This is a genomic window from Staphylococcus sp. HMSC36A10, assembly GCF_001838845.1.
In the GTDB taxonomy this organism is placed as follows: Bacteria; Bacillota; Bacilli; order Staphylococcales; family Staphylococcaceae; genus Staphylococcus; species Staphylococcus aureus.
The window spans coordinates 1-12,091 of sequence record NZ_KV839084.1 but is presented as its reverse complement, the minus strand read 5'-3'; the positions used below and the strand labels follow the sequence as shown (position 1 = coordinate 12,091).

The following is a 12,091-nucleotide window of genomic DNA, read 5'->3' as shown; positions in this document are numbered from 1 at the left end:
CCATCCATGTAACACCACTGTATGGTGCAACATTCGTATTGGTAATTAATTTCACACTATTTTCGGCTTTGGCCGTTTGTTGAATACCATCAACCACTGTTGTGCCGACACCAGTTATTGATGTTAAAATCGTCAATGCCGCAATACTTTTGATGATTATATTTTTATTCATTTTTCTGCTCCTCTGTTTATTCATGATGCTTTTGATATAGACGTTTTTTTATGTTATATTCGACCGATGTTTTTCATTAAAATTATTGAACACATGCTCATGGTGTATATTTACATTTGTTTATTGTTCAATGTGCTTTTGAATAAAATCTTTGATTTGAGGCGTAAAGTATACGGCACCATTATATTCAGAACCAATTTTTCCAATACCGCCATACACCACACCTATGACCTCATTGTTAGAATTTAGAACTGGTGATCCTGAATTCCCGGGTTCAATGTATGCATCAAAATTTAAAATATTGTCTTTGATTCTTTTTATAGTTCCTGTAGATTCAAACTGTTTAAAACTATTTTGAGCAGGTAATGGGTAACCAATAACTTTAATTTTGTCATCAACTTTAGCATCTTTCGCAAAATTGAATGCTTGGACATTTTCATTAAAATTAAAGCCTTTTGGTCCACGTTCGACTGCTTGTTCTTCAATATTCATGACAGAGATGTCTTCATCACCCGGATAATCAGAAATGCTTTTAATTTTATATATACCACCATTTCCTTTGTCACCGTTTGGATGGGCAGTAATTCTATCGCCAACTTTATAATCTTTTGATACATGTTTATTGGTGATAATTGTATTTTTTCCAATTACAAAACCTGTCGCATCTTTAAATGAAACGACGCCATTATATGGAAAAATATTTGTATCTTTAACTTGCGTAACATTCTTCTCTGCATTTGCTATTTGTTGTGTCTCTTCAACGACTGCAGCATTTATTCCAGTTACTGAGGTTAGAATGGCTAATGCTGCCATGCTTTTAATGACTATATTTTTATTCATTTTCAAGCTCCTTTACAATTCGAGATATGTTGCAACGCTCGTTTAAAGTCAATTTGTTTATTTATCTATGTTTTCTGCAATGAATTTTTTAATTTCTGGTGTAAAGTAGACGCCATATGCATTTCTGTTATCATCATTTTTTACATCAGAAGCAAAATGAATACCAACTAATTCGTTGTTGCTGTTTAATACAGGTGATCCAGAGTTTCCGCTTTCAGTATGCGCTGAATATACAATACTGCTACCTTCTACTGACATCACAGGGCCAGTTGACTCATATAAAACATATTTATTTTTGTATGGGTGTGGATAACCAATCACTTTAATTCGCTCACCAGCTTTAGCCCCTGCCGCATATTTGAATGGCGTTACATTATCATTAAAATTAAAGCCTTTTGGTCCACGTTCTATTGCACGCTCTTCAACTTGAATGACTGATACATCTTCTTTACCTGGATAATTAATAATCTTTTTAATCGAATAAATACCACCATTACCTTTATCACTATTTGGATGTGCAGTAATACGATCGCCCACTTTGTAATTTTTCGACACATGTTTATTTGTTAAAATAGTATTCTTTCCAACTACAAATCCAGTTGCACTTTTAAAAGCAACTACACCAGTATATGGAAAAATATTAGTATCTTTAACTTTTGTGACATTATTTTCTGCTTTGGCAGTTTGTTGTACTTCCTCAACCAATGTTGTTCCAATACCTGTTACAGATGTTAAAATTGTTAATGCTGCTAAACTCTTGATGACTACGTTTTTGTTCATTTTAAGTTCCTCTCTTTTAATTATTTTGATATCTAGATACATAATTCAGTAAATTTAGTTAATTATGTAACCGTTTTCTTAACCGTTCTTTAAAAAATCAACTTCACGAATGAATTGATGGTACTTATTTTTCAATATTATTTTGAATAGATTCTTTTAATTGTGGTGTGAAATAAACACCGAAATTCTTTTCAGATTCATCTTTTCCACTACCTGCATATAAAATACCAATCAGTTCATGTTTAGAATTCAATACAGGTGATCCAGAGTTCCCTGGTTGCGCATACGCATCAAATTCCATAAATGTTCCATTGATATGATTAATCGTTCCAGTTGATTCAAACATTTTATATTTTGTTTGTGCACCCTTTGGATAACCAATAACGGAAATTCTATCTTTCGCTTTTGCTCCGTCTGCAAATTTTGTATAACTAACGTTCTTATTAAAATTCAAACCTTCTGTACTTGTTTCATGAACATGAACTATCGCAAGGTCTTCTTTTCCAGGATATTCTACAATGTCTTTAACGTCGTAGTTTCCTCCGCCTTTACCTTTGCTCGAATGATGTGCTGCTACTCTATTTTTAAAAATATTATTACTTTTAGCGATATGTTTGTTAGTTACGATTGTATTTTTACCAACAACTACACCAGTACCACCCGCAAATGCTACCACTGAATTGTATGGTGCCTTTGTTGCATCGGTAATTTCTTTGACATTCTTTTCTGCTTTGGCAATTGAATGAGGCTGATTAGAAATATTTTCAGCGAAACCAAGAGATGTTAAAATAGTTAAAGCAGTTAAACCTTTAACCATTACATTTTTATTCATATTTTACCTCCTTCCAAATTTATTTTTATAGTTAATGTATCTAGATACACATTTACTATATACATTTTATATAAAAATATTAATTAAATATTAATTAACTACTTATTAACATATTATTAAATAATTGTACATGAATTGACTCATTTATTTAAATATGCTTAAAACTCAATATCACGCAATTAAAATTGACTTTTTAGGATTATTTTGGTCTTAAATATTAATTATTGAATTAAAATTGTAATATTTATTCGGAAATTAGGTTAGTGTGAATATATGGCGGAATGGTGAACAATTCACGTATTTATAATCTTTCACTTTATTATGTATTGTGTTTAACAATATTATTAGCGATTAGTTCCCCTATTATTTATGACAATATGCAGTCAATCAATGAAACATGAATGTATGAGTATATTTGGAACTAGTAATGTATTGTTAATTATTGAAGATGATTGAATTATGGAATTTTTTTCGAGATATGTTATTTCGGGGATCAGATTTTGCGATTTTGCCTTGGATAGAGTAGTTGCGATTTGTAAATACGTTTTACAGGTTCGATTCAATTTCGTTGTTAAGATAATATGGATTAGTTTCACTGACATGTTGATGCATGTCTTTTTTGTTCTGATAAAGTGTAAAATGTTTACTTAACATTACTTAGTATGACACCTGCTAATTCAAACATTATTTGAGACATTCTTTTCAAATTAATTATAAATTTTTACCTATAGACTAGTTTGATATTTATCTACATCCCAAAATTCTCATCAACAATCTTTCACATCCAACATTTTTACTTTAGTTTTTATAATTCAAAACAACAAAACTATGTTAAAAAATTATTCTATTTTTTAGTTAATAGATAGTTAATAAATTTTTGATATTTAGTTAATTGTTCTTTTAAAAAATTATTATTATATTTTCATTGTAAACGTTTACAATATAAAAAAGGGAGCAATTAAAATGAATACAAAATTTTTAGGTAAAACATTAGTAGCAAGTGCTTTAGTATTAACAACATTAGGAACAGGCTTACATTCTTCATACTTAGGATTAGATACAAATAAAGTTGTTAAAACAGCTAAAGCAGAAGAAAAAATGACAGATGGTCAATTATGGAATAAAGTTAAATTATCATTAATTGATTCAGATATTATTAGCGGTAATAAAGACGAAGATATAAAAGTAACTTATTCACTTAAAGACGATAATTCATCTAGTGTGTCTGCGCCTGGAAATGATAACGGCGATAATTTCAATCAAAAAATTGATTTTAAAGGATTAAAACAAATCGATTTAACTAAGGAAAATGTCTACGATGACTTTAACAAAGAACTAGACACTAAAAAAACATGGGATTCATTAACAACAAAGTTAAAAGATAAAGGTTTAGTAGCAGATGGACAAAAAGTAACTATACATTGTAATGATAAGTCTAACAATACAAATACTACTGTTTCTGGTAAAGTTGGTGAAGGAATCTCAAGTAACAGTGGAACTACATTCAAAAAACGCTTCATTGATAAAATCACAATTGATTAAACCTTAAATTCAAATTTCCTTAATTCATAAAACCTTAATAACTAACTCTTTCTTACAAACCACCTAGCCCATAATATATTAAAACGTCATTTTTATTTCAATTAGCGGAAAATAAAAAAACCATTCCGCATTAACTTTGGCAAGTTGGAATGGTTAAAAAAATATTTTAGAAGCCAGCGTTTGGCTTGCTTAGACGACATGTTCGCGCATGTCGTCTTTTTTACATTTATATAATAACACGCAATTCAATAAAATGTCTAATCAATAAACCTCAATTACATTCAAATCCAAAAACTTTGCACCTAATATTCATCGCTTAAATAAACATTACGTTTAATTAACCAGACATTGTCAATCGCGTCTAATACCCCTGTTGTCCGAATACAAAATTATTTTGTATTCATATTTATCTGTTCTCTTTTCTCCCTTTTCAACGCAACTAAATTTCTTTTACCATTAGCGCCCCAATCTTTAATCTTTAATTGTTCTACCGCTCCATTTTTTAAATCCTTTAAAGAGTAAAACTGCTAATAGCAACGTGATAATAATATAGATCGCCAATGTTAATGTAACTGGTATACTCCCTTCTATAAACATATAAACGTAACGTGTAGCATATGTGATTGGTAAATAGAACCACGAATGATCTCCAAGCACTTCTAAGCCAAAATAGACGTTAAAAATAAACATTAAAATTCCGGCAACAATAGCCATTACATCTTTAATGAAAAATATATCTAACATTATCACAAATTATTAATAATGTTAAAAATGACGGTATTAAATAAATTAATAAATATTCCATTGTCATGTATTGCTATACGATTATGACGCTAAAAAGGAATAATTATTAAGTTTATAGAAAACATCTGTATAACTTACTACAAATACTGAAAATAATATAAGGATTTAAGATCGTAAAATCTAAACTAAGGAGATGTTTAAATGCATTTGAAACTGAACGATGAAGATTTAAATTATTTAGTAAATCTAAGTAAAGAAATACTTGAACAATACAACATTAAATTAGACGAAACTTGTAAGGGAGATATTAACATAACATCATGTAATTCTGAATACTTTTTCACTTTAAGCTATTTTTTAAAGCCTGGAAAAGCAACTATAAATTTCAGAGAATGCCGTTACAACTATAGCTTGTTACGTTTAAATCTTAATGACGGTTTTCATAAAAACTCTAATAATGAGAAAATAAGGGGAAATAGAATTAATATATTTTCTGAAAAAGAATTTATACAAAAAGCTGACGGCGCAACCCATATGAAAGCATATCCTTTACCTTATAATATATTTGACGATAGCTCTGATTTTGTAAAACAATTATTTACTTTGCTTGAATATACAAAAACTAATCATAATGATAATATTAAAATTGAAACTAATCTATTCATGAGTTGGTGATACTATGCATGACAACACAATTAAATCTATTAGCAAAGACTATTTTGATTACTTACAAGCAGAATCAAAGTTTATCCCATTAGAAAATGAGACCATAGAATTTTATTCACCTATCGTCGATTATTTTGGTGATTCTATTTCTGTAAATATATCTTTTTCAGGGGATCGATATAAACTAACTGATCATGGTGAAACTTTATGGAACATGGAACAATTTGGTTTAGATTTAACTAATCATAAAAAACAAAAAAAGTATCAACTTCTCAATAATATTGTACAAAATTACGGTCTAGTCATTGAAAATAAGCACATAAACTTTTATACAAATAGAATAGACTTATCTCAAGCCATTCATGATTATGTTTTGGCTATTTCCGAGATTAGTTATTTGGGAATATTAAAGAAAGAAAATATTAAGTCATTATTTAAAGACGAAGTGATGCAATATTTTCTATCAAACAGAAAGATTTATCCTAATATATTTCCCGAATTTAAGGTAGAGGGGAAATCTAAGTTAATCCATAGTTTCGAAGCAGTATTTCCAGGAGAAGCTACAGAGTATGTTAAAACAATTAAACGAATCGATAAAAACAATGCAAAAAATGTCCTTTTCGATTGGAATGATGTTGAAGTACATAGAAATAAAAATTTTGATTCTAATGCTAGACTTAATATCATTACAGAACAACAAGATGATATTAGCGAAGCAGTATCAACTATGTTATCTCAATATAATGTAGAGGTGTTTTCATTTGAAAACAAAAAACAACTTGAAGAAAAGTTTAGTAACCTATAATTATCGTGTTATATAGTGTTTCTTCGATAATAGTTTCTATTTCAATTAAATCACCGATACTTAAAATGATAAATTTACCAATACCAAGTTTGTAATGAACTTTTACCGTCATACAATTATAGATGCTATATATACAAAAAGAACCACGCCGATTAAGACGTGGTTCCATTTTTTTAATAATTTTTTATATGTTGGAAGTTTCTAAATAATTCTAATTTCGCAAATTTAGCACCCTGATATTTAGCAAAGCAATCTACATTTCCCTAACTAAAAATTATCATGTGTGTAAATAAAAATTATGTTAGTACTTTAATTCCGTTTGATAATTAAAATAATTGCACTTTGTTGATTATTTAATCATATACAATTCTATACTCCAGGATTAGTTTCTTTAGAATCCGTACCGATTAATTTAACAGTATGGTTTTGCCAATCAACTTCATAAGTAGATGTAAACGTTACTGTATTTTGATTTTTGTAGTTATTACCAATCCAGTGTAGTCGATTCCATTGATTAGTATATCTATCCATTTCTCTTTGGTAAGTTACTTTGATTTTAGATTTTTTTGTATCATTTTGTTTATGAGAAAGTACGCTTATAAATTCTGGGTTAAAGTTACCACGCGCCAATAAAGGCATTTGATGTGTTGGCAAGAAATTTTGTCCAGCATTTGAACTACTTTGTCTACCACCTAAAAACAGTTCATTACCATATGTTGGGTCATAACTATCTCTACCATATGGTCCCCAACCATTATTCATAATTTTGTGCGCCTCAACACCCCAGCCAATTGATTTATGATTTGTTTTTCTATCAATCGTAGTTCTGTAACTTTCTTGTTTATAATTTATTGTTTCTGAAAATGATTTTGATCCATTCAATCCACCTGATAAGCCATTAGATATATTAATATCTCCGCCATAAGAATAACCTAATGTTTGTTGAACTTGGAATTCTTCATTTTGATTTTTAGGTGCATAGTCAACAACATTTACAGCATCATTTGATTCTGAACTAACCGAAACATTATACTTACCGCCCCAATAAAACTGTGAGTAATTGTAATCTTTTGGATTAGGCTTTTTATAACCTGAATTAATGTTTCCGGCTGCCTTAAGTACTAACGTATCTTTGTCATAACTTTTATCCTTAATGAAATTAAACGTTAAAATTTGAGAAATATTCAATTTATCATTATCAGATGTTGCTGTTGTTTTGTATAAAGTGATTTTGTCATCTACTTTTTTCTCGCTTACAGGTGTGATATGTTGAGCTGCATCAACTGTATTCGATAGCAAAAGCAGTGCAATTGATGAAGCAACTGATGATTTGATTAATTTTTTCATTTTCATATTAATTATGTCCTTTCACTTTAATTTCGTGTGTTTTCCAATTAACTTCATATCTAACTACAAAGTTTCTATTTACAAATGCATTATGCTTTCTTTCTGCGTAAATACCAGTTCTAGGGAATAAAGTCGCATATGTAATATCTAAGTTTCTACCATATGAAATTTCAAATTCACTCGTATCACTTGAACCTTTTTCATGTGATAGTGTAGTGATAAATGATGGATTAAAGCCACTTTGAACTAAAGGTGGCAATTGATTATCAGGAGCAAAATATTCTCTTGCTGAACCTGACGGACCATTTGGACTTTGTACGAATAAATATCTATCATGCGCAGATTTTTTACCATCAGGCGTAACAAATTCGTTTGCTTTAACACCCCATTTAACTGATTTTGAGTTTTGCTTGTCTACTTCACTGACATAACTCTTTTGGGTATAACTAATTGTTTTAGAATAATTAAATGAGCCATTGCCACCTATAGATGGTGCTGACTGGAAATTACCTCCAATGTTATATCCTAATGTTTGACCAACATCAGTAGTTTCTATTTTGTTTTTAGGAAGGTAATTGATTAAGCTAACATTTGGATCTTTAGTCGTCAGTCCTATATTATATTGGAATGGCCAAATCATTCGTTTAGTTAATTCATATCCACTACCCTTCACATCTGAAAATGAAGTTCTGGAATTAATAAAACCTTGCATTTTAACAATTAAAGCGTCTTTGTTATATTTTTTATCTTTTACAAAGTCGAATTGGACATTTTGAGTAACGCCCCATTTCTTACTACTTACATCCTCCGTACGTTTGATTACTTCAGCACCATCACCAATATTTTCAATATTAGTATTTGCTCTAGATTCTTGAATCGGAGATGCTAAAGGTGCAATCAGTCCTACTGACAAAGTTGCAGCTAACATTTTTTTCTTAAACATAAGTTTCACTTTCTTTCTATATAAATTTTTAATACAAATTTATTATAGATTATTTCACTTATTTATAAAATTAACTGTTCATTAAAAAATAAAATGCTATAAAATATTAAAAATGACACAATTTATTCATTTATGCTGCTGAAAACCGGTCATTTTGGCGCAACCTTCATTACCTTTAAATAGTTCCCTTTATATTCGAACAATATGATAAAATTACCGATACTCAATCTTTTCGCTATAAAAATAAAAACGAACTTTAATCAAATCTTCAAAAATAATGTTTGTATTATGACAAATAATCTATAATTGAATTTAAAATTAACTGATTATTAACTATTGTCCGTTAAATGGAGAGGATTACTTCGTATACTGTTATAACTGAAATCTTCTATATATCATTTCGTAATATCGCTAGCTTCATCTAAAAAATTTAATGCTATGATTTAGCCGAATTAAAAACATATATATATTTACTATGAACTAAAATTTCACTTTAAAAATAAAAAACCATGATTTCGAAGTCTTCATAAACTGAAGCTTCTACTCTCATGGCAATTTATACTATGATATTCAATTATAATGCCTAGTCTCATAGTAAACGGCTACTACATTCGCATGTACTTCGTTTTACTGTCCACGCATGGTCGTTGACTTATTTATATTATAATATAAATATTTTATTTTTCAATACTTAATTTTAAAAATCCCCTATGAAAATGTTGATGAACTACATCTTTAAATCTTATTATACATTGTATAAAATTATATTGCGAGGTACTAAATTGATGATATACACTTTTGGTTGTGTATGCATCTCACCTATCTTTTTTTGCTTTTTTCAAATAAGAAAGTATTAAAAATTAATGCCTATACAACGTTAAAGGAGGAACAGACATGGCTAAACTTGATTTAAATAGTCTTGACGATGAGCACGTAAAATTATTAATAAATGAATTAAAATATCCAGAAACTCATATCGATGTAAATGAATAAAAAACAATAGTTGCTAGTCGAATAAATGAAAGGCAAGAAATAATAAGTTTTAAGTTAGGAATAAAGTACTTCTTAACAATAAAAAGGGATAACATAGAAAAAGATAGGTTTTCAATTTCAATCATTTTCAAAGATACCTATCACACCCTAGTTAGAATAGATATTAACGGTGGTACTCACGATAATCCAGATGGAACAATCGCTCCGAAAAGTCATATTCACATATATAATGATAAGTGTGATAAAAAGGATAGGTTTGCTTATGAAATTAACTTGAAAGATTTCCCCGACATCTATAACTTGTATAATGTGTATATGTCGTTTTTAGAGTAAAAAAATATAAAAGACCTTGAATAAAGGAGGGATAATATGACTACGTTTGATGCTAAAAAATTAAAAAAAGAATATCTTGATTGGTATAATCAGATTTTAGAGTTTTCTAATTTATCAAACAATTCAGTAAAAATAGATACCCCTTTTAAAGATAATTCTTTAGATAATTTAAAAATATACGCTTTATACGATCAGTCCAGAGACATGATTACACTGACTGATGACGGCTATACTATATTTGGTTTAGAAAATAACGGTGTTTCTATAAATAAATTTAAAAAACGTAAAAAGATTTTTGAAGAGCACCTTTCAGCTTACGGTATTAAATATAACGATAAAACTCACGAAATTTTTGTTCAAACTAACTTTAAAAATTTTAATAAATCGAAACATAATTTATTACAGTGCCTTATATTTGTTAATGATATGTACTTACTTTCTAATCCTAAGTCACAGAACATATTTACAGAAGATGTTGCAAACAAATTGGATGAACATAACATTTATTACGGAAGAGATATACCTATTATAGGAAGCAGTGGTGTTGTTCATAATTTCGACTTTTTTATTAGCGCTAAGAAAAATCAAAAAGAAAAATTTATCAATGTTATTTCTAACCCTAATAATTCTATGATTATTAAGTCGAAAATAACGGATGCTATGCAAGCAAAAAAAAATAAAAAGACACAGGCAAAATGAGTTTATTTTTATTTTAAATGACTCAAAAAAAGAAATAAATGAACATAATAAAAATCTTCTTCATGAAAACTATATTAGTACAATAGATTATAGCGAATTAGATGAAAAGATAGGTTTATTGATTTAATATTTATAGACGTGATAATATCAATGTTTATATTAAATGAAACGAATTTGAAAAATTCGAAACAGCTTAAGATAGCAAATTGAATAGCCTTATTGATAATGCAGAATCGTCTACACATAGCTAAACAAATTATTTGAGAATAATTATTGTTAAACTATGTGGATAGGCGATTTTATTTTGACAAGAGAAAGAAGATCATTTAGTTCATAGTTTAAGTTACAAATGGCTAAACTTTATGAAAATGGTATGACTAGAATCGAAATTATACTCGAATACGATTTAACACTCTCAATCTTCTCGAACTGAATAAATACTGGGTCATTCAATCATCAAGATAACTTAATAAGTGATGATAAATGTTCATACCATTTTGCAAATATAACCAGATACTCTCAACAAAATGTAGAGTTCAAAAATGATATATCTTCCAAAGACCGCAAACTGTAGCAGAAAATGAGAACCTTGCGTTTTTGAAATGGTCTAATAAATCAAATATCATTGAAACTTTAATCACATAAATTAACAGTAGTCCCCTGTTCGCAGTTCTATAAATTACAAATGCAATAAAGGCTAAAGTAAACTAATTACTTTAGCCTTTATTAATAATTTAGTCGAATTTATTAAAAATCGACTAACTCCTGGTTATGCTACGCTTTTCTTTAAAATCCGCACGTAGATGCCGATTGATTATATTATAATATTATTATTTTATTTTTTCAAGCGTATATATAATATTTGATTTTCTTTAAGTAACAGCTAAACATTACATTTCAAAACGATTAGGTCATGCAGATGTACATACAACGCTTAAAACATATTCGCATTTGATTAAAGAATTTGAAGATAATGAAACTAAATTTATAGAAAAAAATCTGAATGATTTGTTTTGTGACTAATCTTCAAAATCTTGTGACTAAAATTAAGATTAATCATCAAAAATTAGTCACATTGTGGCTAAAAAATTTTAAATGGATATAAATAAATAAGAAATGTAAAAATGAGGATAATAGTTCAAATGCAGATATATCAAGGGGTTGAGTCTAAAATAAAAAGAGCGCTTAAAATGATTTTAAACCATTTTAAGCGCTAAAACGGAGAGTGAGGGATTCGAACCCTCGAGACGCTTGTGGCGCCTACACACTTTCCAGGCGTGCTCCTTCGGCCAACTCGGACAACTCTCCTCAACAATAAATATGTAATAAAAAAACAGAAGCGATATTTCACTTCTGCTTGTATGACTCCTACGGGACTCGAACCCGTGTTACCGC

The 12,091-nt window shown here is 28.9% G+C and carries 8 protein-coding genes, 1 tRNA gene and 4 pseudogenes; 5 read left to right on the top strand and 8 right to left on the bottom strand.

The window, feature by feature from the left end; all coding sequences use genetic code 11:
- The 4 genes and pseudogenes from HMPREF3247_RS02775 to splA all read right to left on the bottom strand — a co-directional run.
- Nucleotides 1–172 (bottom strand): annotated as a pseudogene (locus tag HMPREF3247_RS02775) (serine protease); the annotation flags it as partial.
- 120 nt (nt 173–292) lie between these two features.
- Nucleotides 293–1,012: a serine protease SplC gene (gene splC, locus HMPREF3247_RS02770; protein WP_001038867.1), complete on the bottom strand. Its 720-nt coding sequence runs from the start codon at nt 1,010–1,012 to the stop codon at nt 293–295.
- A 57-nt stretch (nt 1,013–1,069) separates the two neighbouring features.
- Nucleotides 1,070–1,792 (bottom strand): serine protease SplB, encoded by a 723-nt coding sequence (splB, locus tag HMPREF3247_RS02765; RefSeq protein ID WP_001039447.1) that lies wholly within the window; start codon nt 1,790–1,792, stop codon nt 1,070–1,072.
- Between the two features lie 124 nt (nt 1,793–1,916).
- Nucleotides 1,917–2,624 (bottom strand): serine protease SplA, encoded by a 708-nt coding sequence (gene splA / locus HMPREF3247_RS02760; protein WP_070866186.1) that lies wholly within the window; start codon nt 2,622–2,624, stop codon nt 1,917–1,919.
- A 963-nt stretch (nt 2,625–3,587) separates the two neighbouring features.
- Between splA and HMPREF3247_RS02750 the strand changes: the two genes are divergently transcribed.
- Nucleotides 3,588–4,166: a DUF4888 domain-containing protein gene (locus tag HMPREF3247_RS02750; protein ID WP_001092769.1), complete on the top strand. Its 579-nt coding sequence runs from the start codon at nt 3,588–3,590 to the stop codon at nt 4,164–4,166.
- Nucleotides 4,167–4,637: 471 nt separating this feature from the next.
- Here HMPREF3247_RS02750 and HMPREF3247_RS02745 read toward each other — a convergent pair.
- A pseudogene (locus HMPREF3247_RS02745) lies at nt 4,638–4,916 on the bottom strand (BsaG protein); the annotation flags it as partial.
- Between the two features lie 195 nt (nt 4,917–5,111).
- On the opposite strand from HMPREF3247_RS02745, the gene HMPREF3247_RS02740 reads away from it, so the two are divergent.
- On the top strand, nt 5,112–5,585 hold the full coding sequence (locus HMPREF3247_RS02740; RefSeq protein ID WP_000550252.1) for a DUF6978 family protein: 474 nt from the start codon (nt 5,112–5,114) through the stop codon (nt 5,583–5,585).
- Between the two features lie 4 nt (nt 5,586–5,589).
- Entirely contained in the window at nt 5,590–6,381 is a 792-nt protein-coding gene (locus tag HMPREF3247_RS02735) for a DUF1828 domain-containing protein (protein ID WP_000543844.1), read from the top strand.
- Nucleotides 6,382–6,750: 369 nt separating this feature from the next.
- Here HMPREF3247_RS02735 and lukD read toward each other — a convergent pair whose 3' ends face one another.
- The gene (gene lukD, locus HMPREF3247_RS02730; protein ID WP_000782446.1) at nt 6,751–7,734 is read right to left on the bottom strand and encodes a bi-component leukocidin LukED subunit D; all 984 of its coding nucleotides are present in this window, start codon (nt 7,732–7,734) and stop codon (nt 6,751–6,753) included.
- Between the two features lies 1 nt (nt 7,735).
- A complete protein-coding gene (gene lukE, locus HMPREF3247_RS02725) occupies nt 7,736–8,671 on the bottom strand; it encodes a bi-component leukocidin LukED subunit E (protein ID WP_000473594.1) in 936 nt (311 codons plus the stop codon).
- Between the two features lie 798 nt (nt 8,672–9,469).
- On the opposite strand from lukE, the pseudogene HMPREF3247_RS14805 reads away from it, so the two are divergent.
- Nucleotides 9,470–9,997: pseudogene (locus HMPREF3247_RS14805) on the top strand (hypothetical protein).
- 36 nt (nt 9,998–10,033) lie between these two features.
- Nucleotides 10,034–10,823: pseudogene (locus HMPREF3247_RS02715) on the top strand (DUF1829 domain-containing protein).
- A gap of 1,092 nt (nt 10,824–11,915) precedes the next feature.
- Here the strand turns inward: HMPREF3247_RS02715 and HMPREF3247_RS02710 are convergent.
- Nucleotides 11,916–12,004: transfer RNA gene (locus HMPREF3247_RS02710), tRNA-Ser, on the bottom strand.
- Nucleotides 12,005–12,091 lie beyond the last annotated feature (87 nt).

Coding starts and splice junctions, on each gene's coding strand:
- HMPREF3247_RS02740 (WP_000550252.1), top strand. CDS start 5,112: ATGCATTTGAAACTGAACGATGAAGATTTAAATTATTTAGTAAATCTA.
- lukE (WP_000473594.1), bottom strand. CDS start 8,671: ATGTTTAAGAAAAAAATGTTAGCTGCAACTTTGTCAGTAGGACTGATT.
- HMPREF3247_RS02735 (WP_000543844.1), top strand. CDS start 5,590: ATGCATGACAACACAATTAAATCTATTAGCAAAGACTATTTTGATTAC.
- splA (WP_070866186.1), bottom strand. CDS start 2,624: ATGAATAAAAATGTAATGGTTAAAGGTTTAACTGCTTTAACTATTTTA.
- splC (WP_001038867.1), bottom strand. CDS start 1,012: ATGAATAAAAATATAGTCATTAAAAGCATGGCAGCATTAGCCATTCTA.
- splB (WP_001039447.1), bottom strand. CDS start 1,792: ATGAACAAAAACGTAGTCATCAAGAGTTTAGCAGCATTAACAATTTTA.
- HMPREF3247_RS02750 (WP_001092769.1), top strand. CDS start 3,588: ATGAATACAAAATTTTTAGGTAAAACATTAGTAGCAAGTGCTTTAGTA.
- lukD (WP_000782446.1), bottom strand. CDS start 7,734: ATGAAAATGAAAAAATTAATCAAATCATCAGTTGCTTCATCAATTGCA.